This is a genomic window from Parapedobacter tibetensis (assembly GCF_024704835.1).
GTDB classification, from domain to species: Bacteria; Bacteroidota; Bacteroidia; order Sphingobacteriales; family Sphingobacteriaceae; genus Parapedobacter; species Parapedobacter tibetensis.
Window position 1 is genome coordinate 120241 of the sequence record NZ_JAMXBE010000009.1, and the last position, 22785, is coordinate 143025.

Here is a 22785-nt window from a genome sequence, read left to right on the forward strand (position 1 = left end):
TTTTTGCTAAAAATCATGGCAACACGGATACCTTTGGCAGAGCGGATGCGCCCAACGACAATAGCGGACTATGTAGGCCAGCAACACATCGTTGGGCCAGGGGCGGTGCTACGCAACGCCATTGACCGCAACAATATCCCCTCCATGGTGTTATGGGGGCCGCCCGGCGTGGGCAAAACCACGCTTGCCTTTATCATTTCCAAGCAATTGGACCGGCCATTTTTTAGTCTCAGCGCCATCAACTCGGGGGTAAAGGATGTCCGCGAGGTCATTGATAAAGCCGGACAACTAAAAAATTTCCATCAGGAACAACCTATCCTTTTCATCGATGAAATCCACCGTTTTTCAAAATCACAACAGGACTCCCTCTTAGGTGCCGTAGAACGGGGATTGGTGACACTCATTGGTGCCACCACGGAAAATCCATCCTTTGAGGTCATATCAGCCTTACTTTCACGATGCCAAGTATATGTGCTAGAACACCTCACGGAAAACGAGCTCCTCGACATCGTCAACAAGGCCCTCCATGAAGATGAATATCTCAGCCAACAGCAGGTAGCCGTGAAAGAGCATGAGGCGTTACTTAGGCTTTCGGGTGGCGATGCCCGTAAACTACTGAATGTGCTTGAATTGGTTGTCAATGCGGTCGATGGCAAACCACTCGAAATCACCAATGACTTTGTGCTCCAACAGGTGCAACAAAACATGGCCATCTATGACAAGGCCGGCGAGCAGCATTATGATATCATATCGGCTTTTATCAAATCGATTCGAGGGAGTGACCCCAATGCCGCTGTATATTGGCTGGCCCGCATGATTGAGGGCGGCGAAGACCCGCTGTTCATTGCTCGAAGGTTGCTTATATTGGCTTCAGAAGACATCGGCAACGCCAATCCCAATGCACTCCTCTTGGCCAACAATTGCTTCCAAGCCGTGAATGTTATCGGCTGGCCGGAATCACGCATCATCCTTTCACAAACCGTCACTTACCTTGCTTCCTCAGCCAAAAGCAATGCTGCTTACGAAGCGATCAATAAAGCACAGGCATTAGTTAAGCAAACCGGCGACTTGTCCGTACCGCTGCATATCCGCAATGCACCAACAAAGCTGATGAAACAGTTGGATTATGGCAAGGACTATAAATATGCCCACAGCTACGAAGGTAATTTCGCTGACCAGGAGTTTATGCCCGAAACGTTGAGTGGCATGAAACTCTATGACCCCGGACGCAATCCCGCTGAAGATAAATTGCGTGAGAAACTGCGGCAGAACTGGAAAGATAAATATGGATATTAGGGGGTTAATTCCTCCCAGCTGGATATTGGATGCTTCAACCCCAGCATATGGCCTATCATTTGATAAACTTCCGCTTTGGTTTTGCCTTGCTCACGAAGATACTTTATCGATGTCGCTCCTGCCGATTTGGATAGCTTGCTGTCTGAATTGCTTTTTAGCAGTGGATGGTGAAAGAATATACTGTTAAGAAAGCCCATATACCCCTGTACGTTGGCTAAGTAATGTTGGGCCAAGGTCGACTCCCATAAATCCGCGCCACGGACCACGAAATCCACGCCATAATGCACATCATCTATCACGGACGCCAATTGGTATGCGGGGGCACCATGCTTTCTTCTAACCACAAAATACCGCATTGATGTGGGAAGTATGGTGTATTGCGTATTGCCATCTAAACCACGGATGGCGAGCGTGTTTTCGGCTAAGGTATCCAATCGCCAATTGTATGCTACTCCACCCAAAGGCAATTTTTTTTTCCTACATGTTCCGGAATAAACCCCTTGGGCATCCCTTCGTAACACGTCCAACCTAGAACAGTCGCAGGCAAATACTAAGTCCCGTTCACGCAGGCTATGCAAGGCTTCGTGATACAAATCCAAACGGTGGATTTGGGAGTATATCGTCTCATATTCATTGTAATTTTTTGGGCCTTCATCCCAAGGAAGCTCCAAATAATCCAAGGTTTCGAAAATGTCCTCTATGTATTCCCGCCTAACTCTTTCCCTGTCCAAATCATCAATGCGCAGGAAAATCCGTGCTCCCGTTTGCTGGGCAAGGGCCACCGTGATTGCAAAGGAAAATGCATTACCCAAGTGCAAGTACCCACTGGGTGTTGGGGCAATTCGAGTACGTTTGAAAGCAAGGTTTCCGCTCATCGCAATGCCAAACTTAATGAATTATGATGAGGTTTCGTCATACTTCTGTCTTCTTCCAATTCCCTCGTTTAAATAATATAAACCCTGCGATGGTGATACCAATCTCCGATGCGGGGATGGCAATAAATACTCCATCAGGCCCTAGAGCGAAATACTTGGCTAATAGATAGGCCAGTGGCACCTGAAATAACCAGAACCCAAAAAAGTTAATCCATGTGGGTGTACGTGTATCCCCAGCTCCATTGAATGCATTAACCATCACCATACCCAGTCCGTAAAAAACAAATCCCACGGACATGATGCGCAACGCACGTATGGTCACTTCTTGTATCTGGCTATCATTGGTGAATATCGCTGCCAACAGCTGGCTAAAAAGCAAAAAGATGACGGTCACTATCAACATGAATATCATGTTATATTTCACGGTTTTCATTACAGCTTGTTCGGCCCGCAGAAACTGCTTTGCGCCTAAATTTTGTCCTACCAATGTGGTGGCTGCATTGCTTAGCCCCCAGGCAGGCAACATGAAAAACATCATGAGCCTGAGCGCCGTTTGGTAACCGGCCGAGCCATGATCGCCCCCCGTAACAGCCACCAATTGCGCCAGGAAAATCCAGCTGCAGGATGCGATGGCAAACTGGAGCATGCCTGGCATGGCTATAGCAAGCAATGCCTTGATTTGCTTCAAACGGGGCACAAAATGCGCTAAGCGCACCTTCAGCACGAAATCCTTGCCAAACAAATAATACAATTGGTAGCACACCCCTATACCTCGGCCCACGGTAGTAGCGATAGCTGCTCCCGTCAACCCAAAGGCCGGTATTGGACCCAGGCCATTAATCAAGATAGGGTCAAGCACGATATTTGCGATATTGGCTAACCATAAACTTTTCATGGCGATGGCTGCGTTGCCTACTCCACGGAATATCCCGTTAATCAAAAACAAAAGCATGATGACCGTGCTTCCACCTGTCATAATCTGTACAAAAGGTGTCCCTTGCAAGGCGGTATCGTGTGAAGCCCCCATAAGCAACAAGATATCTTTGGCAAACACCAAGCCTGCAATGCTAATCACCGCGTTTATGGCAATGGCGATAAGAATGGCTTGAATACCCGCCCTCCCGGCAGCTTCGGGATTTTTCTCACCCACCCGCCTAGCTACGACAGCGGTGGCCGCCATGCTGATTCCGATGGCAATGGCATAGATAATGCTAAGGACGGATTCCGTTAATCCCACCACCTGCACCGCCTGACTGCTGTTGGATAGGTGGCCCACGAAATATAAATCGACCAAGGCAAATACCGATTCCATGATCATCTCCAGCATCATGGGAATAGCAAGTAACATCACCGACCTACGGATACTTCCCGTCGTATAATCTACATCTTTGCCTGCTAAAGACTGTTTGAGCAATACATAAAAACCAGCAAACCCACGCTGATATTTTCGAATATCTGACATATTAATATAAAGTTGAAAAAAAGGAAAATAGAAAAACGACGGTTTGGCAAAACCATCAAAACTACGTTACAGAAAGGTGTGGCCCTTATTTAGCAGGTGCGGGCTCCTGATATTTTCATCGGAGTAAAAATTTGGTGGCCAAAGATAGATTATTTTTCGGTACTCGGCCAAAATATTTTGGAAAAAACATGAAACCATTAAAAGTGCACGCTTTTGACACACCTACTGTTCGGAAACGAACACTTTTAATTCGTTCAGATCTATACATACCCCTAGTTATCAAAAACTTAAAACTTCGGCATGCTCTTTATCATGTATATGATGTGTGTTTGTGAATCACTGGTCCGCTGGCGATATCGTCCCCAACGAATCGCCAGCTCCAGCTGGTTCATCGCGTTCAATTAATGGTTGAAGAATAGAGGCGGATTGAAAAGCGCTAATTACTTTTCAACCACTCCAAAAAATGATCGAACCATTTATCCTCCGTAGTTTTGTTATTCAAGCCGAACCCGTGCCCGCCAGCCGGATAGGTGACTAGCCGGGCATCGATACCGTGTTTTGCCAATGCCGCCGCATAAGCTTGGCTATTGGCAATGGGTACCGTTTTATCGTCTTCGGCATGCACCAGAAAAGCAGGTGGAGTATCGGAGGTTACTTGCAACTCGTTCGAAAAAAGAGTGACATTCTTCGCCTCGGGCTTATCTCCCAACAGGTTTTTCCGCGAACCACCATGGGTCATCCCCTCCTGCATGCTGATCACTGGGTATAGAAGCAGCGAAAAATCAGGGCGCAGGTAGATGCCGTTCGGATTGTCAATGAGCGCATCCCGGTAGTGGGTGGAAAGGGTGGATGCCAGATGGCCGCCAGCAGATGAACCTGCAACGCCGATTTTATCACGGGCAATACCCCACTCATTCGCCCGTTCACGTACCAGTTGCATGGCGCGCTGAGCATCCTGCAATGGACCGATGCGTTTGTCGACCATGATTTCGTCTTTGGGCAACCGGTATTTCAATACAAAGGCGGCAATGCCGTTTTCCGCTAATAACCTGGCAATGTCGTGCCCCTCATGGGTAATCGCCAAAATGCTATATCCTCCTCCCGGGCAGATGATTATGGCTTTACCGGTATTAACGGTGCCCGCAGCGGGAAGGTAGGCCGTGAGTGTGGGTACGGTTACCCCAGAAACCCGCGTAATCCCATTGCCGTCCGTAACGGCGGCCTCTTCCAAAGCAAACGATTTGCTATTGGGCACATCGCCCTCGTATAGGTCAATGACGACCTGGCTGCTCACAGACGTCGTTCCGGCAAATAACATCCCCAGACATAAAACAGCCTTCAAATTTTGCATATGTGCTTATTGTTAATGGTTAGAAACGACTAGTAAATCCAAATCCTTGGGTGTAAGGTTGAATTTGTTTGCTATATCTTTGTTCGTCAAGTGTCCTTGGTAAAGGTAAATGGCATTTCGGAAACCTGGTCTAGCCCAGATCAGGTTCATGATGCCGCCCATCTCCCCGATGTCCAAAAGAATAGGCGTAAAAATATTGGTCAACGCGTAGGTAGCCGTTCGCGCCACCCTTGAAGCGATGTTGGGCACACAATAGTGGATTACATCGTACTTCCTGAATACTGGTTTGTCATGATTGGTAATGGATGAAGTCTCGAAACACCCCCCTTGATCGATACTTATATCAATCAATACGGAGTTGGGTTTCATTTTCGAAACGGTTTCCTCATTGATGATGCAAGGGCTTCGACCATTAGTGGCTCTGATGGCCCCGATCACCACATCGCACGAAATGACAGCTTTTCGCAATACGATGGGTTGAATAACCGATGTGAATACCCTGCTGCCCACATTGTTTTGCAAACGCCTCAACCGGTAAACCGAGCTATCAAATACCTTCACCTGTGCCCCTAATGCTATAGCAGTTCGCGCCGCGAATTCACCCACAGTACCCGCTCCCAAAATAACCATTTCGGTGGGAGGCACTCCCGTAATGCCGCCCAACATCAACCCTTTGCCTTCAAATACATTACTGAGGTATTCTGCCGCAATGAGGACGGAAGTGGCACCAACGATCTCACTCATAGCACGCACTACGGTAAGGGTCTTGCCTTCGTCGCGCAGGTATTCATAGGAAAGCGCCGTTACTTTCTTTTTCATAAGCGCATGAAGATGGTCGAGGCTCATCAATGAAGGTTGTTGCGATGAAAGCAACACCTGCCCACTCCGCATCATCGCTATTTCCTCCATTGTAGGGGGGGAAATTTTGATAATGATGTCAGCTTTATAAACCTCCTCCTTGTTGTGTACAATGAGGGCCCCTTGCTCGCTGTAATGGTGATCGAGAAAATTGGCCGCTTCGCCCGCACCGCTTTCTAGTACCACGTCATGGCCGTTTTCAATGAGCAAGGCAACGGAAAGCGGAGTTAGCGGCACACGGTTCTCCTGAAAACTGATCTCCTTCGGTATCCCAATATAAAGATTGTTTTTCTTCTTTCCGGTTTCAAGCATGGCTTCCTGCGGCTGCAACAAAGCCTGGCGCGCCAATTTAGATAGCTCACTCATGATACGCACATTTTTATTAGCATATGTTTTGCTTTAATGGTAATAAAACCCTGCCTAATGCAGGTAGATATCCGCCAGCTGGCGGATGCTTTCTCACTAAAATTTGGGTTCAACATGCGAAAATAATCAAAGTTTTAATAATAACGGTAGGTAAAAACAATTAGCCAGTTGAAAAAATTGCTACTTGTTATCAATAACGAAATAAACTTAAACACAGAATAGCTTGTTTACTATTGGAAAATCAGTATATTTGACACGCATTTGCCATGATGTATCGTACTGATTTAATGCCTTTTTAATCATATTGGATGTTTGATAGGTTTAACATCGTTCCCCGTTGGATTATTTTCACGCTCGATTTGTGCTGTAGTGCGTTTGCATTGTTTTTTGCTTACCTGTTACTGAACAGCTTTGCCTATGTCATGATTAACTCTACTGATTTCAGTCGCAAGTTGTTGGTTGTATTGATTGTAAATACGGGAGTGTTCTATCAGCTGAAAATGTATGCTGGCATTGTGCGCTACACGAGCGCACTAGATTCGGTACGTATCCTATCATCGGTATCTTTGAGCGTGGTTTTTCTGTTTTTGCTAAACACGGTATTGATAGCCCTCAATTATGTGCCCTTATTATCCAATAGTCTCTTGATTGCCTATGGCTTGATGAGTTTCTTGCTGTTGATCACTTATCGTTCAACGGTCAAGCTGTTCTTTTTGTACATCAAAAATATGAAGGTGACTCGTCGGCAAACCGTCGTCTTCGGGGCTGGGGACATCGGGATTGCCGCCAAAAGAACGTTGGACCATGACCATAATTCCAACAACGTAGTAGTCGCATTCATTGACGATAACATACAGAAGGTAGGCAAGGTCATTGATGGTGTACGTATATACCATACTGACTATTTTGAACAGCTCATCCTACAAGGCAAAGTAGATGAGCTGATTATTTCTTCCCATAATATTCCCATAGAAAAAAAAGCGAATATTGTAGACATCTGCCTGGAGCAGAACATCAAAGTACTCACCATGCCTCCGGTGAACCGCCTTATCAATGGTGAAGTGACACCTGGCCAAATCCAGAAGATGCGGATTGAGGACCTCTTGGAGCGCGAGCCCATTAAGATTGACAACCAATCGATTCGCGAGCAATTGATTGGCAAGCGTATTTTGGTTACGGGGGCCGCCGGTTCCATCGGCAGCGAGATTGCTAGGCAATTGGGGAGATATTCCCCTCAAATGATTATCCTGACCGATCAAGCGGAGACTCCTTTGCACGAATTGCAGCTAGAATTGGAAGATTTTCAAAAAAACCAGGTGTATCATGCCTATATTGGAGATATCCGCGATAAAGAGCGCATGCATGCCCTGTTTAGCACATTCAAGCCGCATTATGTGTATCATGCCGCGGCATATAAACATGTGCCGATGATGGAAAACCATCCCGTTGAAGCGGTACGTACCAACATTATGGGCACCCGACTCATCGCCCGCTTATCCGTGGAATATGGTGTCGAAAAATTTGTGATGATTTCTACGGACAAAGCTGTGAACCCCACCAATGTAATGGGGGCTTCCAAACGGATAGCGGAAATATATGTACAAACATATTTCGCCCATTTGGCACAGCGGAATGCCTTACTGAACGGTGATGGTAAATCCTATACCCGTTTCATCACCACCCGGTTCGGCAATGTTTTGGGTTCCAATGGTTCGGTAATACCTCGTTTTAAGGCCCAAATTGAAAAAGGGGGGCCGGTGACGGTAACTCACCCGGAAATCACTCGGTATTTCATGACGATCCCTGAAGCGTGCCAATTGGTACTGGAAGCAGGATCCATGGGTAAAGGGGGTGAGATTTATGTATTCGATATGGGCAAGTCTGTGAAGATTGTCGAGTTGGCCAGCAAAATGATCAAATTGTCTGGACTCATACCCAACAAAGACATCAATATCGAATATTCTGGGTTGAGACCGGGAGAGAAGCTATACGAAGAACTCCTCAATGATCTGGAAAATACGTTGCCCACTCATCATCGCAAAATCATGATTGCCAAAGTAAGGGATTATGATTTTGAAACGGTTGAAAAACAAATAGACCTGTTAATCAAAACAGCCAAAAATCAAAATGAACGGGAAATCGTATTGAAAATGAAAGAATTGGTTCCTGAATTCAAGAGTAATAATTCCATCTATGAGGAATTAGACAAAAAAAAGAAAAAACCCCTTGATCTTTGATTTCGGGCAAATACCTATCATAGTCCGCCCTGAGCCATTTATTTCCCTCACCGATTTCATACCTACGCAGTACACTTAGAAAGCTTGTGCCATTATCATACATTTACAATACAAAAAACCTTGCATATAATTTGTAAAAGTGTATTTTTGCAGTCCGAATTTTAGAAACAGAAATGTCAAGTAATCAAAAACATAAAACCGTTGCGGAGACTCCCGCCAAAAAACCAGGAAGTGGTAGCTTCATCCAAGAAAACCAGAAGAGCTTGGCTTTCATCATAGGTGGCATCGTGGTGTTGCTGTTGCTTTACATCGGCTACCAGCGGTTCTACTTAGCTCCGCGCGCTACAACGGCGGCAGACCAGCTTTTCAAAGCGGAGACCTATGCTACGATAGATTCATTACAACAACGTGCCATTGATGGCGATGGGTCATATCCAGGATTTAAAGAAATCGCGGGCGAATATGAGAACACAAAATCCGCAAACATCGCTAATGCATACCTAGGAGGATTATACCTACGGCAAGGCAACTACCAGGAGGCCGTAAACGCACTTGAAAAATATAGCAATACGGGCAGCACCGTGTTGGATCCCTTGGTCATTGGTTTGCTTGGGGATGCATATTCCGAACTAAAGGATTATAAAAAGGCGGCTTCCTACTACAAGAAGGCGGCTGATAAAAATTCAAACACATTCACTTCCCCTTTACTACTCAAAAAACTGGGACTTGTATACGAGGCCCAGAATGATTTCAAACAAGCACTTGAAGCGTACAAGCGGATTCAATCGGATTTTCCTGAAAGCCATGAAGCTACGTCCATAGAAAGTTATATCGCGCGGGCAGAAGCGCAATTGTAACCCCAGTGGTATGGCTAGTAACAACAAGAGTTTATCGGATTTTTCCCATATAGCAGTTGCCTCAGCTACTCCTTATCGATTTGGTATTGTGGCATCGCAATGGAATGCCGAAGTCACGGGTAGTTTGTTGAAAGGGGCTTATGAAGTGTTGAAAAAACATGGGACCCTTGGGGAAAACATAAGGATTGTGCATGTCCCTGGCAGCTATGAATTGACTAGCGGGGCAGATATCCTGCTCCGTGATGGCACATTGGACGCCGTGATATGCCTTGGTTGCGTGATACAGGGCGAGACAAAGCATTTTGACTACATCTGCAGCGCTGTTGCCCACGGCATCACAAATCTGGCATTGAAACATAATATACCTGTCATTTTCGGCGTTTTAACCACAGACAATTTACAGCAGGCACTGGATAGGGCCGGCGGCAAACATGGCAATAAAGGAGAAGAGGCCGCAGTGACTGCCATCCAAATGGCGACTTTGAATGCCACCATGAGATAGTTTATTAGCTAAGATGTTGATGGATGGCAAACGTTTTCGGTACTAATTTTGCTATAATTATAGTCACAGAAACTTATCTCATATGAAAAGGGTCCTTTCTATAGCCATCATGCTTCTTATACTGACTTCACTAACGATGCAGTCCTGTTCGAGAAAAACCTGCCCCGCCTATAATACTTATCCAAAAACAAAACGGGTTCGGTAATTGTTACTTTTGTTTGGAGAAATAATCAATATTGCTGTCATTCGTGTTTTTAGCATGTTCAATATAGCTGATGTTACAGGCTATTTGTGAAATAGATTTATAGAGATGGTGGACAATTATGTAAAGATCAACCTGGCCCTATTTCTTACTTTGCTTATTTTTTTTACGACGACCCATGGCCAACCGGCCACCAATTCGAGCGTGGCAGCCAAACTATGGGAAGGAATAGGCGGTAAAGAAAATTGGCAAAATGCCCGGTACTTCATGTTTAGCTGTATTGGAGGGGAGAAACATTCCTTTGCACAAGGCGAACGTAAATATTTATGGGATAAACTCTCTGGCAATTGTCGTTTTGATGGCGTTACTACAGATGATGAAAATGTGATTGTACTATTCAACGTCAAAACGGCTGAAGGCACGGCATATATCAATGGTATAAAGATTGATAATCAACGGGTTGCTGCTGATATTATCGACGAGGTAAGGTCTGATTTTGAAAAGGATGCATACCTATTGTTTTTACCCACAGCCTTAGAAGGGAACAGCGTTTCGTATACCGTAGCAGAAGAAAAGTTAATCGGATCACAACGTTTTACCGTAGTGAACATCAAAAACCCAAAAACAAGCTTTGAAACTGCAATAGATGGCCAATTATACATGGATGCCCAAACCGGGCAAATCCAGGAATGGAGGCCGAAACGTGCTGCAAACCATTTCTCCATAAGTGGATTCAAGGATATCGGCGGGGGGCTGGTATTGCCTACCCGTTTTACCGGGAGTGATACAACCACGAGCGTAACATACCCGCTTGCGGCGGCATTGGTCAATATAGAAGCTCAAAAATTTAACAAACCCTAGCCGGAAGATGGTTATCCAATCAATCTTCTTCCCACCAATCCTTTTGTAATCCATCAATCTCCCTGCGCTCCTTTTTAGTAGGGCGTCCAGCTCCCCTGTCCCTTTTAAGGACAGGTGCCTGATGTAAAGCTTTATAGCCAGGAGTCCCTGCTATCGGAGTGAGGTCTTCATAAAAATTAATGGCGCTTTTGGCATCCACCCGTTTATCCAATAGTCCCTTCACTTTCACCACTTTCTTTTCAATACCTTTCTGTATATGGTAGGTATCCCCCACTTTCACCACAAAGGAGGGTTTGGTATTTTGTCCATTGAGTTTCACCCGACCAGCTTTGCAAGCTTCAGTAGCCAAACTCCGTGTCTTGAAAACCCGGATGGCCCATAAGTACTTGTCTATGCGCAGTTTTTCTATTTCAGCAGCCATGGAGGCAAAATTAACAATAACTTACTTAAACTTTGTTTTTGATTGCAACCGCTGGAATTTTACAACCTTTAACAGGTGAAGTCAGAAGAATTTGTTTTCTTTGCCTATTCATAAGCTATAATAACCCATGATTAAAGAATTAAGGAAACTGGTGGAAGATGCCTGGGAAAACCGGCAGTTTTTGGAATATAAAGAATATCAGGAGGCAATCGAGACCGTTATCCAGCACCTGGACAAGGGCGAGCTGAGGGTAGCCGAACCTATTGGTTCACGTTGGCATGTAAACGACTGGATAAAAAAAGCCGTTATCCTATATTTCCCCATCCGCCAAATGGAAGTAACGGAAGTTGGACCTTTCGTATTCCATGACAAGATGAAACTGAAGACCAATTACAAGGAATTGGGCGTGCGTGTGGTACCCCACGGGATAGCGCGCTATGGAGCCTATTTGGCCCGAGGCGTCATCATGATGCCCTCTTATGTCAATATCGGGGCTTACGTGGATGAAGGAACCATGGTGGATACATGGGCCACAGTAGGTTCATGTGCACAAATCGGCAAACATGTACACTTGAGCGGCGGCGTTGGTATAGGCGGGGTATTGGAGCCTGTGCAAGCAGCTCCCGTAATCATTGAGGACAACGTGTTCGTAGGTTCACGCGCTATCGTGGTGGAAGGTGTACATGTGGAGTCTGAAGCCGTATTGGGAGCCAACGTCGTGCTCACGGCTTCCACCAAAATAATTGACGTGAGTGGCCCGGAGCCTGTGGAGTATAAGAGCTTCGTACCCGCAAGATCAGTGGTCATCCCCGGCTCTTATACCAAAAAATTTGCTGCCGGTGAATACCAAGTACCTTGTGCCTTAATCATTGGTAAGCGTAAGGAATCGACCGATAAAAAAACATCACTCAACGATGCTTTACGTGAGCATAGTGTGGCGGTTTAATAAATGATGGAACGCAGCTGACATGGATAACAGTGTCCAATCATCGGATATAAACAGTGCCCTTGACACCTTGCGTGCAGGGAAGCTTATCCTATATCCTACAGACACGATATGGGGCATTGGTTGCGATGCCACCAACCCAAAGGCTGTGGAGGAGGTGTATCGATTGAAGGGCCGTAGCCAAGGTAAAAGTCTTATCGTCTTACTTGACAGTGAAAATAGGCTACAAAGCTATGTCAATGAAGTGCCGGAAATGGCTTACAAGCTTATTGAGTATGCATCGCGACCACTCACCATCGTTTATTCAGGAGCTAAAAACTTAGCGCCTAATCTACTTGCCGATGATGGAAGCGTCGGTATTCGTATTGTGAGGCATCCCTTTTGCCAACGATTGCTCCAACGCTTCCGGAAACCCATTGTTTCCACTTCCGCTAACATCAGTGGCCAACCTGCTCCAAAGAACTTTTTGGAAATAGAACAGTCCATCTTAGATCAGGTGGATTATGTGGTGGAATATGGTCAAGATGATTTGAGTGCAAGACAAGCGTCTGAGGTGATGAAACTGGAACCGGATGGCAAGTTTTCGTTTATCCGGAAATGATCAAGCAGTCGCATCTTGTATATCAACATTTATCCTTAATTTTGGATAATCTAAAAATCGGTTTATCATGAAACGAGTGACATTAATATTTGCAGCGATTACGTGCTTTGTAGCTGTATCAATGGCGCAAGAAGAAATCCCCTCAGCCCGGCCGGGCATCCAATATGGAAAAGCCATTGACGAGGCAGGGGCCATCAACGTGAAAGAACTGGAGAGAAGGTTTGATTTAGACTCCGTATACACCGGAAAGATTGAAGGGGAAGTAGTGGAAGTATGCAAAAAGAAAGGCTGCTTCATCCGAGTAAAACGCGAAGGTGAAGGATCTCCTATTCTTGTGCGGTTCAAGGATTACGGTTTTTTTATGCCGCAAGATATTGTCGGCAAAATCGTTGTGCTTGAAGGACAAGCAAAAGTGAAGGAGGTCTCCGTAGCCCAACAACAACATTTTGCGGAAGATGCCGGCAAAAATGCCGAAGAAATCGCTAAAATCACCGAACCGAAAATGGATATCAACATCATTGCCGATGGCGTAGTGGTGGTGAAATAAAATGAATGCGAGAGGCACTTTGCTCGACCTTTCCATACCGAAAGTAATGGGCATCCTGAACGTTACGCCGGATTCATTCTATGATGGCGGTCGCCATAATACCATCGATGCCGCATTGGCACAGGCAGAAAAACTATTGATGGATGGCGCGGATATCCTGGATATCGGCGCTTATTCTTCACGCCCCAAAGCGGCTGAAGTGCCTATAGCGGATGAGCTGAACCGCATTCTCCCTGTGCTGGAGGCCATTACCAACAAGTTCCCAGAATCCATCATATCCATCGATACATTTCGTGCCGAAGTAGCAAGGGCAAGTATAGAAGCCGGTGCACATATCATCAATGACATTTCTGGGGGAACCTTGGATGAACACATGTTTACCACGGTGGCCGACCTGCAAGTGCCATATATCCTCATGCACATGCGCGGCACACCCGCTACCATGCAGCAATTGACGGATTACGACGATGTGGTGCGCCATGTGAGCCTATTTTTTGGGAAACAAGTAGCTGCCTTGCGCGAACTGGGTGTCAAGGATATCGTGTTGGATCCCGGTTTCGGGTTTGCCAAAACCATGGCGCAAAATTACGAGTTGCTGCGGCGTGTGAATGAACTACATGTCTTTGGACTACCGTTACTGGGGGGCATTTCCCGCAAGTCCATGGTATACAAAAAATTGGGGGTGAAACCAGAGGACGCACTCAATGGCACCACCGTGCTCAATACAGTCCTCCTGATGCAGGGTGTTCAAATGCTTAGGGTGCATGACGTAAAGGCCGCTAAAGAGGCCATTGCTTTGCTTCAATAAGCTTACCTTATCTCACTTCCTGGCGACACTTCACTCCCCGGCGACACAAAATCCAACCGGCCATCAGCATCCTCGGCCATCAAAATCATGCCTTGTGAAACGATCCCCTTGATTTCCCTGGGTTCAAGGTTTATCAAAATGGAAACCTGCCTACCGACGATTTCTTCGGGATTGAAGAACGCTGCGATACCCGATACCACCGTGCGCCGGTCGATACCTGTATCGATGGTGAGCTTAAGCAGCTTTTTGGTTTTGGCCACTTTCTCTGCCGTCAGGATTTTCCCAACACGGATATCCAGTTTGATGAAATCCTCAAAGCTGATATTGCCTTTGGCTATTGCTTTGGCAGCTTTTTCGTTGGCTTCTTTCGCCTTGGAAAGCTTTGCAAGCTGGGCATCCACCTGCTCATCGGTGATTTTTTCAAAGAGCAATTGAACCTCCCCCAGCTGGTGCCCTTCGGGAAGAAGAGTCTCACGGCCCGCATTTTCCCAGTCACGGGCATCCAAATTGAGCATACTAAATAACCGCTCAGCCGTATGAGGCAGGAAAGGTTGTGCCATCACCGCTAAATTGGCGGCGATTTGCAGACTGACGTTCAATATGGTTTTCACTCGTTCCTCGTCCGTTTTGATGAGTTTCCAGGGTTCAGCATCCGCTAAGTATTTGTTGCCCAACCGGGCTACATTCATGAACTGTGCCAATGCCTCACGAAATCGGTATTGGCTAATGGAGCCTGCAATATCTTTTGGATAACGCTCCAATTCGGAAAAAATAAACCGATCCGTATCCGTTAAGTTAGCAGCGGGCATCACCTTGCCGTCAAAATAGTTGTGGGAGAGTACTAATACGCGATTGATGAAGTTGCCGAAGATCGCCACCAATTCGTTGTTTACACGCGCTTGGAAATCCTTCCAGGTAAATTCGCTATCTGATGTTTCCGGTAAGATGGATGTAAGTACATACCGTAGCTCATCCTGTTTGCCGGGGAACTCATCAAGGTATTCATGCAGCCACACGGCATGGTTTCGTGACGTAGACAGCTTATCGCCTTCCAGATTAAGAAATTCATTGGCGGGCACATTTTCCGGCAGGATATATTCGCCATGGGCATGCAAAATGCTCGGAAATGTGATGCAGTGGAATACGATATTGTCTTTGCCGATGAAGTGGATGAGGCAAGCATCGTCTGCCACATCAGGCTGCTTCTTCCAATAAAGTTCCCAATCGTTTCCGGTATCCAGGGCCCATTGTTTGGTCGCCGAAATATAGCCTATCGGCGCATCAAGCCATACATACAGCTTTTTGCCTACTGCCTCGTCCAATGGCACATCCACCCCCCAATCTAGGTCACGCGTCATGGATCGGGGTTGCAATCCCGATTTGAGCCAAGAGCGGCACTGTCCGTAGACGTTGGGCTTGAGTGTATCCTTCTTGCCTTCCAGCAGCCATTTTTCCAGCCAAGGTTGGTACTTGTCTAAAGGCAGGTACCAATGCTTGGTTTCGCGAAGCACGGGTGGTTTCCCACTGAGTGTAGAAATGGGATTGATCAGATCCGTGGGATTTAGTGAAGTTCCACATTTTTCACATTGATCACCATATGCCCCCTCGTTTTTACAATTCGGGCAGGTGCCTACGATATAACGGTCGGCAAGAAATTGATGAAACTCTTCATCATAGTACTGCTCAGATAATTGCTCGATAAACTCCCCTTTTTCATAGAGGTTGAGGAAAAATTCCTGGGAAAGCTCATGGTGTATCTTCTCCGAAGTACGGTGGTAAATGTCAAAGGAAATCCCAAACTGTTCAAAGCTTTCCTTGATTTGGCTATGATATTTGTCTATTATAGCCTTAGGTGTGGTCTTTTCTTTTTTAGCTTTGATAGTAATCGCAGCGCCATGTTCATCCGAACCACATACATAGACCACGTCCTTATCATTAAGGCGCAGAAAACGCACGAAGATATCACCGGGGATGTAGGCTCCTGCTAAGTGGCCGATATGGAGCGGACCATTGGCATAAGGCAAGGCCGAAGTAATCGTGTAACGTCTAAAAGGTAAAGCTATATTACTCAATGTATTCCAGTTGTTTAGTGGGTAATGAATCCAATTTTACAGAAAAAATGAATCCTGATGCTTGCAAATGTGGCAAAGATAAATCAAATTGCGCGATAAAATCTATACGATTAAAAGTTAAAAATTAAAAATCGCATATCAAAATGGCCATATTATCATCATTAGCTAAATTTAAAAATACGGGATTACTGCTCATCCGTGTCGGTTTGGGTATCATGTTTATCATTCATGGCTATCCAAAGTTATTGGGTGGTATCAAGATGTGGGAAGGTGTCGGCGGTGCCATGAGTGAAGTCGGCATCACATTCCTGCCTATAGTTTGGGGATTTCTTGCTGCAGTTGTCGAAACCTTTGGTGGTTTGTTCCTTATCCTTGGTTTATTCTTCCGGCCTACAGCGTTATTGTTAACCTTTACGATGCTTATTGCAGCATTGAAGCATTTGGGTGCCGGTGATGGGTTGATGGGCGCTTCCCATGCCATCGAAATCGGTGTAGTTTTTTTGGGTCTTGCTTTTATAGGCCCTGGAAAATATAGTGTAGATAAACGCTAAGCTAACATGAAGGAAGAAATCGATTTTAAGGCTGTGGCCGCACAATTGGCCAAACCGCAGGGAGAAGCCGGTATCAGAACAGCCGAACGCATGAATATGAGCAATGGCGACATGACGCGACATGCCATCGACCTACTGGATTGCAGCAGCGGTGACCGGGTATTGGAAATCGGTCCGGGCAACGGGCGTTTTGCAGCCTATATCCTATCCAAAGGAACGGGAATACAGTATACGGGAGCCGATATCTCGGAAACCATGGTTCACGCTGCAAGGGAAATAAACCGACACGATATCGAAGCCGGAGACGTTGCTTTCGAACAGACGGATGGCATCAGTTTTCCCTTTCCCGACGAGTCTTTTGACAAGATCTTCACCGTTAATACGCTCTACTTTTGGGAAAATCCTATGGTACAGCTAGCAGAAATCAAGCGAATGCTCAAGCAGGGAGCAACAGTCTGCATCGCCATTGCAAGCAAATCGTTTATGAAAACACTGCCCTTTACGCCTTATGGCTTTACGTTATACAGTGCAGAAGACGCGGCGGCATTGCTCGTTAAAAACGGTTTTGAAGTGCTACACATCGACATATGCAATCGGAAGGTGCAAAGTGCAGCCGATCAAGAAATGATGCGTGAGGAAATCTTTATGGTGGCGAGATAACTATGTGCTTTTGTCAGCTTTTACAAGAATATGGCAATTCAATAAAAAATAATATCGATGTTTGCCTAACATTGTTAAATAACTAAACAATGGACAATGGGAAGTAAGGAACGTATACAACGGTTGAAAGAAGAAAACAGGATCAATATCTTGGAGGCGGCCATGCAGATTGTCAAGGAGGAAGGCTGGCAAGCACTCAGCATGCGCAAGATTGCCGAGATCATTGAGTATACAGCTCCGATGATTTATGAGTATTTCACCAATAAGGAAGCCCTCCTTTCTGCATTGGCGGCCCAAGGTTACCTTCAACTGGCAAAAAAAATGTGCGATGCCAAAGAGCGCCATGCGGAGCCAACGCAACAACTCGAAGCCATGTGGCTCGCTTATTGGGACTTTGCCTTCGCTGAAAAAGAACTTTACCAGTTGATGTTTGGGGTTGGCACACAATGTTGCGAGCAGCAAAAAAGCTTTGGGGGATCCAACGTACACTCCAAAATGGTCAGTGAGGTTATTCAGGAAATCATGAAAGACAAACAGCCATCTGCAGACATACTTTGCCAAAAGTATTTCACCTTCTGGTCGGTCATTCATGGTTTGATTTCCATTAACCTGGTGAATGAAGGCCTGCTGGGCGAGAGCAATAATCAGCAAATTCTCAAGGATGCCATCCAGGGTATTACGCGGTCATTGAAAGATTAATTTTTTTGACTTTACCCTAACGATAGTAGATTCTTTAACATCGTTAAATAATAACGTAAGCATGACAAACAATTCTTTTAATATAGCGCTTAGTATATCAAGTTTTCTTTAGTTCTCTTTTTTTTAACTTTAATTTAACATCGTTAAACAATTTAATATCATTATGAAACAGTTGCTTTTACTTCTGCCTTTATTTATTTATGGATGTTCCCATGATCAACATTCAGCTGATACAGGCCCTACAGCCCAAACCCTTCCGGTCGTGGAAATTACCGCTGGCCAGCAAACCACTTTTCAGGAATATCCTGCCGCAATTACCGGATTAGATAATGTGGAGATTAGACCGCAAGTAGATGGTATTCTTGACCGTGTTTTTATCGATGAAGGCGCAAAAGTTGTCAAAGGCCAAGCCCTATTTAAAATTAACGACAGACCTTTCCGCGAACAGCTGAACCTAGCGAAGGCCGGCCTACAGGCAGCCGAGGCGGCGGTGGAGAATACCCAGCTTGAAGTCGAAAAAATGACCAGGCTATCCGAAAACAAGGTCTTTTCAGATTTCCAGCTCAAAACAGCGACAGCTGCCCACAAAGTAGCCCTTGCCAATCTTGAACAAGCGAAGGCCAATCTTGCAAACGCGCAGATTAACCTCGATTATACGGTTGTCAAAGCACCGATCAATGGGTATATCGGTCGCTTGCTTAAGAAACAGGGAAGCCTAGTGAGCCCAGCAGATCCAGATCCATTGACCCAATTGTCTGACGTACATGAGCTGCATGTTTATTTCTCACTTGGCGAAAGTGATTTTGCTACATTCAGAAGCAAATATGAGGGCAATACCCTAGAAGATAAGCTACAGCATATCCCTCCTGTAGAACTGCTTCTCTCGGATAACAGCGTATACGGCAGCCTCGGTAAGATAGACATGGTGGATGGGCAGTTTGATAAAAATACTGGGGCAATTACCCTGCGTGCTACATTTCCAAATGAACATGGATTACTCCGCTCCGGTAATACCGGCAAAATAAGGCTAAGCATGCAGCATCAGGATGCCCTACTTGTACCACAGTCGGCTACCATAGAATTGCAAGACAAGATTTTCGTATATGCGCTTGATGATAGCAACAAGGTAGCCAAGCAGCCCATCACCGTAATCGGTAAAAGCGGGCCCAATTACCTTGTCAAAGACGGATTGGTGGCTGGTGATCGCATCGTATCCAAAGGCATGGATCACCTGCAGGAAGGCGAGCTAATTATTCCTGAAAAAACCGTTAAAGATAGTATAAACAGAACCGCACTACACTAAAAAAGACACTTCGTCATGTTCAATAAATTCATCGAAAGACCCGTACTGGCTACCGTTATTTCCATCCTTTTGGTCATTTTAGGTATCCTGGGCTTGTTCAGGTTACCGTTACAACAGTTTCCCGATATCGCTCCCCCAGCCGTACAGGTGATAGCCTTATATCCCGGGGCCAATGCCGAAACCGTGCTTCGTGCCGTGGCCCCATCCTTGGAAGAATCCATAAATGGGGTGGAAAACATGAGCTACATGAGTTCCACGGCCAGCAACGATGGTTCACTAATCATCACCGTTTATTTCAAGCTCGGCACCGACCCAGACCAAGCAGCTGTCAATGTACAAAACCGGGTGGCCCAGGCGACAAGCCAATTGCCCGCCGAAGTCGTGCAGGCGGGTATTACCACCGAAAAGCAGCAAAACAGCCTTATCATGGTCATCGACCTTTATACGGAGGACGAAGCGCAGTATGACCAGACGTTTCTGGCGAATTATGCCCAGATCAATATCATCCCTGAGATGAAACGGATACCCGGAGTAGGGCAAGCCGTTATTTTCGGCGGGAGCAAGGATTACTCCATGCGTGTTTGGCTCAAGCCAAGCCAAATGGCCGCCTACAATGTTACACCCAGTGAAGTAATGGCTGCTATCCAAGATAAAAATGTGGAAGCAGCACCCGGTAGGTTTGGTGAGAGCAGTCAGGAGTCCTTCGAATTCGTTATAAAATATAAGGGAAAGCTGAACCAGCCCACTGAGTATGAAAATATCATTATCCGGTCAAACGCCGATGGTTCGATACTGAGGCTGAAGGATGTGGCTAGAATCGAATTCGGCTCGTACACCTACGCCAGCAACACCCGCATCAATGGAAAAGCCGGATTAAACATTGGGGTTATGCAGTTGGCCGGATCCAACGCCAGTGAAATACAAATTGCGCTCCAGGAGCTGATGGAGAAAGCAGCGCAAAATTTCCCCAAAGGGGTAGAATACCTCGTGCTCTATAACACGAAAGATTCCCTTGACCAGTCCATCACCCAAGTAAAATACACGCTGATTGAGGCATTTCTACTTGTTTTCCTCGTTGTCTTTTTGTTCCTCCAAGATATTCGGTCCACGCTTATTCCTGCTATCGCAGTGCCTGTTGCCATCTTGGGCACCTTTTTCTTCATGCAGCTATTTGGATTTTCCATCAACCTGCTCACGTTGTTTGCCTTGGTATTAGCAATAGGCATTGTGGTAGATGATGCTATCGTGGTGGTAGAAGCTGTACATGCCAAAATGGAACACCAACATCTTGGGCCTAAGGCAGCCACAATATCTGCCATGGGCGAGATTACCGGAGCAATAGTCTCGATAACCTTGGTGATGTCTGCCGTATTCTTGCCCGTTGGCTTCATGGAAGGATCCACAGGGGTGTTTTACCAGCAGTTTGCCTTCACGCTGGCTATCGCCATCGTCCTCTCGGCTGTAAACGCACTGACATTGAGCCCTGCGTTGTGCGCCCTGTTCCTAAAAGACAATCACCATGGACATGCCGCTGATGGCAAGAAGCTGTCGTTTAAGGACAAGTTTTTCATTGGCTTCAATACCGCCTTCACTAAGCTGACAAATCGTTATATCGGGAGCCTACGCTTCCTCATTCGCTTCAGGTGGCTTAGTTTAGCTGGGTTGGCCGTGATATTTATCAGCACGGTAGTGATGATTCAGCGCACACCTTCCGGCTTTATCCCCCCGGAAGACCAAGGCTTTATTGCCATTTCACTCTCCATGCCAGTAGGCGCCTCACTGGAGCGCACCAATACCGTGTTAAGAGAAGCGGAGGATATCTTACAGCCCATGACGTTCACAAAAATTCTCAACGTGCTTTCAGGATATAACCTCCTCACCCAGTCTACCAGCCCCTCGGCGGGGGTGGCCTTTGTACTCCTCAAGCCTAATAAAGAACGGGGTGACGTGAAGGATATCGATGAAATCATGAACCTAGTAAGGCAGCGCTTGGCCAGCATCAAGGGTGCCGATTTCTTTGTGTTCACCTTCCCTACCGTACCGGGTTTCAGTAATGTAGATGGCCTAGATATGGTGTTGCAGGATAGAACCGGGGGAAAACTGGACAGGTTTGGACAAATCGGCAACGGCTTCATCCAGAGCCTGATGGAGCGCCCAGAAATCGCGGTCGCCTTCACCTCCTTTCGGGCAGATTATCCCCAATATGAATTGCAGGTGGATGATGTGAAAGCGGAGCAACTAGGTGTACGTACTAAAGATATCCTACAGACCATGCAGGCGTATTTTGGTAGTATACAAGCGTCAGACTTCAATCGTTTCGGCAAATACTATCGGGTGATGCTACAGGCTGAGAAAGACGCCCGGGCGGAACCGTCTTCACTGGATGGTGTATTTGTGAAAAACGTTCGCGGCGATATGGTACCCATCAACACCGTGGTCAAACTAGATCGTGTTTACGGCCCCGAAACGACTTCCCGGTATAATCTATTCAACTCCATTGGCATTAATGCGATACCAAGCCCGGGATTTAGTTCAGGTGATGCCATACAAGCTGTGAATACCGTTGCTTCGCAATCATTGCCCGATGGGTTCTCTCATGAGTTTTCGGGCATCACCAAGGAAGAAATCACATCCGGTGGCCAATCGGTTATCATTTTCTTGATGTGCCTCCTATTCGTGTACTTCCTTTTGGCAGCGCAATACGAAAGTTATATATTGCCCATGGCGGTTATCTTGTCTATACCCACAGGTATCTTCGGTGTTTTTGCCGCTATCGGTATCACCGGCATCGAAAACAACATCTATGTACAGGTAGCCTTGGTCATGCTCATCGGCTTATTGGCCAAAAATGCTATTCTCATCGTGGAATTTGCCGTACAACGCCGTCGGGCCGGGAAATCACTGGTTGCTTCAGCATTAGAGGCCGCTAAGTTGCGGCTCCGTCCCATCCTCATGACTTCCTTTGCTTTCATTGTGGGTCTTACGCCCATGATGAGTGCCGTCGGCCCTTCCGCCAAGGGAAACCATTCCATCAGTATCGGTGCCGCCGGAGGGATGTTTACAGGCGTATTACTGGGGTTACTGATTATTCCAGTGCTATATATCATGTTCCAATATCTGCATGAAAAAGTGACAGGTAAGCGGCCTATAGTAGCGCCTCCCGTATCTGATTTCAGCGTGAACCACCAAGAGGTGGCAGCAGAACAGTCCGTATTGCACAACAATTAAACACATCGCGAATCATGACCTGCAGGACAATATCTCCTGCAGGTTATTGATACCGTGAGTCTACAATAATAAATTATACAAC

The 22785-nt window shown here is 46.2% G+C and carries 20 protein-coding genes; 14 read left to right on the forward strand and 6 right to left on the reverse strand.

Going from position 1 to position 22785, the window contains the following annotated elements:
• Positions 1–15 precede the first annotated feature (15 nt).
• Positions 16–1296 carry a replication-associated recombination protein A gene (locus NF543_RS15465; protein ID WP_257668875.1) on the forward strand — a complete coding sequence of 427 codons (1281 nt, stop codon included), beginning with the start codon at positions 16–18 and terminating at the stop codon, positions 1294–1296.
• On the opposite strand, the gene NF543_RS15470 is transcribed toward NF543_RS15465, so the two are convergent.
• The 4 genes from NF543_RS15470 to NF543_RS15485 all read right to left on the reverse strand — a co-directional run bounded on the left by NF543_RS15470 (position 1293) and on the right by NF543_RS15485 (position 6208).
• Positions 1293–2171 carry a glutamate--tRNA ligase family protein gene (locus NF543_RS15470; protein ID WP_257668874.1) on the reverse strand — a complete coding sequence of 293 codons (879 nt, stop codon included), beginning with the start codon at positions 2169–2171 and terminating at the stop codon, positions 1293–1295. The two genes, NF543_RS15465 and NF543_RS15470, sit on opposite strands and share 4 nt — an antisense overlap.
• Before the next feature lie 37 nt (positions 2172–2208).
• The gene (locus NF543_RS15475; protein WP_257668873.1) at positions 2209–3633 is read right to left on the reverse strand and encodes an MATE family efflux transporter; all 1425 of its coding nucleotides are present in this window, start codon (positions 3631–3633) and stop codon (positions 2209–2211) included.
• A 436-nt stretch (positions 3634–4069) separates the two neighbouring features.
• Positions 4070–4984 (reverse strand): alpha/beta hydrolase, encoded by a 915-nt coding sequence (locus tag NF543_RS15480; RefSeq protein ID WP_257668872.1) that lies wholly within the window; start codon positions 4982–4984, stop codon positions 4070–4072.
• 12 nt (positions 4985–4996) lie between these two features.
• A complete protein-coding gene (locus tag NF543_RS15485; protein WP_257668871.1) occupies positions 4997–6208 on the reverse strand; it encodes an alanine dehydrogenase in 1212 nt (403 codons plus the stop codon).
• Positions 6209–6516: 308 nt separating this feature from the next.
• Here NF543_RS15485 and NF543_RS15490 point away from each other — a divergent pair, with 308 nt between their 5' ends.
• From NF543_RS15490 to NF543_RS15505, 4 genes are all read left to right on the forward strand, one after another.
• Positions 6517–8445 carry a polysaccharide biosynthesis protein gene (locus tag NF543_RS15490; RefSeq protein WP_257668870.1) on the forward strand — a complete coding sequence of 643 codons (1929 nt, stop codon included), beginning with the start codon at positions 6517–6519 and terminating at the stop codon, positions 8443–8445.
• 173 nt (positions 8446–8618) lie between these two features.
• The gene (locus tag NF543_RS15495) at positions 8619–9302 is read left to right on the forward strand and encodes a tetratricopeptide repeat protein (protein ID WP_257668869.1); all 684 of its coding nucleotides are present in this window, start codon (positions 8619–8621) and stop codon (positions 9300–9302) included.
• A 10-nt stretch (positions 9303–9312) separates the two neighbouring features.
• On the forward strand, positions 9313–9804 hold the full coding sequence (ribH, locus tag NF543_RS15500) for a 6,7-dimethyl-8-ribityllumazine synthase (RefSeq protein ID WP_257668868.1): 492 nt from the start codon (positions 9313–9315) through the stop codon (positions 9802–9804).
• A gap of 310 nt (positions 9805–10114) precedes the next feature.
• Positions 10115–10867 carry a hypothetical protein gene (locus NF543_RS15505; RefSeq protein WP_257668867.1) on the forward strand — a complete coding sequence of 251 codons (753 nt, stop codon included), beginning with the start codon at positions 10115–10117 and terminating at the stop codon, positions 10865–10867.
• 19 nt (positions 10868–10886) lie between these two features.
• Here the strand turns inward: NF543_RS15505 and NF543_RS15510 are convergent, their stop codons facing one another.
• Positions 10887–11288 (reverse strand): RNA-binding S4 domain-containing protein, encoded by a 402-nt coding sequence (locus tag NF543_RS15510; protein WP_257668866.1) that lies wholly within the window; start codon positions 11286–11288, stop codon positions 10887–10889.
• Positions 11289–11415: 127 nt separating this feature from the next.
• Here NF543_RS15510 and NF543_RS15515 point away from each other — a divergent pair, with 127 nt between their 5' ends.
• The 4 genes from NF543_RS15515 (at position 11416) to folP (ending at position 14190) form a co-directional block, all read left to right on the forward strand.
• Complete coding sequence (locus tag NF543_RS15515) at positions 11416–12234, forward strand: 2,3,4,5-tetrahydropyridine-2,6-dicarboxylate N-succinyltransferase (RefSeq protein WP_257668865.1); 819 nt, start codon at positions 11416–11418, stop codon at positions 12232–12234.
• Between the two features lie 22 nt (positions 12235–12256).
• Positions 12257–12835: an L-threonylcarbamoyladenylate synthase gene (locus NF543_RS15520; RefSeq protein WP_257668864.1), complete on the forward strand. Its 579-nt coding sequence runs from the start codon at positions 12257–12259 to the stop codon at positions 12833–12835.
• A 67-nt stretch (positions 12836–12902) separates the two neighbouring features.
• A complete protein-coding gene (locus tag NF543_RS15525; protein WP_257668863.1) occupies positions 12903–13382 on the forward strand; it encodes a DUF4920 domain-containing protein in 480 nt (159 codons plus the stop codon).
• A gap of 1 nt (position 13383) precedes the next feature.
• Positions 13384–14190 carry a dihydropteroate synthase gene (folP, locus tag NF543_RS15530; protein ID WP_257668862.1) on the forward strand — a complete coding sequence of 269 codons (807 nt, stop codon included), beginning with the start codon at positions 13384–13386 and terminating at the stop codon, positions 14188–14190.
• Between the two features lie 2 nt (positions 14191–14192).
• Here the strand turns inward: folP and metG are convergent, their stop codons facing one another.
• The gene (gene metG / locus NF543_RS15535; protein ID WP_257668861.1) at positions 14193–16262 is read right to left on the reverse strand and encodes a methionine--tRNA ligase; all 2070 of its coding nucleotides are present in this window, start codon (positions 16260–16262) and stop codon (positions 14193–14195) included.
• A gap of 143 nt (positions 16263–16405) precedes the next feature.
• On the opposite strand from metG, the gene NF543_RS15540 reads away from it, so the two are divergent.
• The 5 genes from NF543_RS15540 to NF543_RS15560 all read left to right on the forward strand — a co-directional run bounded on the left by NF543_RS15540 (position 16406) and on the right by NF543_RS15560 (position 22703).
• Positions 16406–16813: a DoxX family protein gene (locus NF543_RS15540; protein WP_257668860.1), complete on the forward strand. Its 408-nt coding sequence runs from the start codon at positions 16406–16408 to the stop codon at positions 16811–16813.
• Positions 16814–16819: 6 nt separating this feature from the next.
• On the forward strand, positions 16820–17473 hold the full coding sequence (locus NF543_RS15545; protein ID WP_257668859.1) for a class I SAM-dependent methyltransferase: 654 nt from the start codon (positions 16820–16822) through the stop codon (positions 17471–17473).
• A 96-nt stretch (positions 17474–17569) separates the two neighbouring features.
• On the forward strand, positions 17570–18172 hold the full coding sequence (locus tag NF543_RS15550) for a TetR/AcrR family transcriptional regulator (RefSeq protein WP_257668858.1): 603 nt from the start codon (positions 17570–17572) through the stop codon (positions 18170–18172).
• Positions 18173–18335: 163 nt separating this feature from the next.
• Complete coding sequence (locus NF543_RS15555) at positions 18336–19475, forward strand: efflux RND transporter periplasmic adaptor subunit (RefSeq protein WP_257668857.1); 1140 nt, start codon at positions 18336–18338, stop codon at positions 19473–19475.
• 15 nt (positions 19476–19490) lie between these two features.
• Positions 19491–22703 (forward strand): efflux RND transporter permease subunit, encoded by a 3213-nt coding sequence (locus tag NF543_RS15560; RefSeq protein ID WP_257668856.1) that lies wholly within the window; start codon positions 19491–19493, stop codon positions 22701–22703.
• Positions 22704–22785 lie beyond the last annotated feature (82 nt).

Bases quoted from the DNA above. Each gene is read 5' to 3' on its own strand.
- NF543_RS15465 (WP_257668875.1), top strand. From the start codon at position 16: ATGGCAACACGGATACCTTTGGCAGAGCGGATGCGCCCAACGACAATA.
- NF543_RS15470 (WP_257668874.1), bottom strand. From the start codon at position 2,171: ATGAGCGGAAACCTTGCTTTCAAACGTACTCGAATTGCCCCAACACCC.
- NF543_RS15475 (WP_257668873.1), bottom strand. From the start codon at position 3,633: ATGTCAGATATTCGAAAATATCAGCGTGGGTTTGCTGGTTTTTATGTA.
- NF543_RS15480 (WP_257668872.1), bottom strand. From the start codon at position 4,984: ATGCAAAATTTGAAGGCTGTTTTATGTCTGGGGATGTTATTTGCCGGA.
- NF543_RS15485 (WP_257668871.1), bottom strand. From the start codon at position 6,208: ATGAGTGAGCTATCTAAATTGGCGCGCCAGGCTTTGTTGCAGCCGCAG.
- NF543_RS15490 (WP_257668870.1), top strand. From the start codon at position 6,517: ATGTTTGATAGGTTTAACATCGTTCCCCGTTGGATTATTTTCACGCTC.
- NF543_RS15495 (WP_257668869.1), top strand. From the start codon at position 8,619: ATGTCAAGTAATCAAAAACATAAAACCGTTGCGGAGACTCCCGCCAAA.
- ribH (WP_257668868.1), top strand. From the start codon at position 9,313: ATGGCTAGTAACAACAAGAGTTTATCGGATTTTTCCCATATAGCAGTT.
- NF543_RS15505 (WP_257668867.1), top strand. From the start codon at position 10,115: ATGGTGGACAATTATGTAAAGATCAACCTGGCCCTATTTCTTACTTTG.
- NF543_RS15510 (WP_257668866.1), bottom strand. From the start codon at position 11,288: ATGGCTGCTGAAATAGAAAAACTGCGCATAGACAAGTACTTATGGGCC.
- NF543_RS15515 (WP_257668865.1), top strand. From the start codon at position 11,416: ATGATTAAAGAATTAAGGAAACTGGTGGAAGATGCCTGGGAAAACCGG.
- NF543_RS15520 (WP_257668864.1), top strand. From the start codon at position 12,257: ATGGATAACAGTGTCCAATCATCGGATATAAACAGTGCCCTTGACACC.
- NF543_RS15525 (WP_257668863.1), top strand. From the start codon at position 12,903: ATGAAACGAGTGACATTAATATTTGCAGCGATTACGTGCTTTGTAGCT.
- folP (WP_257668862.1), top strand. From the start codon at position 13,384: ATGAATGCGAGAGGCACTTTGCTCGACCTTTCCATACCGAAAGTAATG.
- NF543_RS15540 (WP_257668860.1), top strand. From the start codon at position 16,406: ATGGCCATATTATCATCATTAGCTAAATTTAAAAATACGGGATTACTG.
- NF543_RS15545 (WP_257668859.1), top strand. From the start codon at position 16,820: ATGAAGGAAGAAATCGATTTTAAGGCTGTGGCCGCACAATTGGCCAAA.
- NF543_RS15550 (WP_257668858.1), top strand. From the start codon at position 17,570: ATGGGAAGTAAGGAACGTATACAACGGTTGAAAGAAGAAAACAGGATC.
- NF543_RS15555 (WP_257668857.1), top strand. From the start codon at position 18,336: ATGAAACAGTTGCTTTTACTTCTGCCTTTATTTATTTATGGATGTTCC.
- NF543_RS15560 (WP_257668856.1), top strand. From the start codon at position 19,491: ATGTTCAATAAATTCATCGAAAGACCCGTACTGGCTACCGTTATTTCC.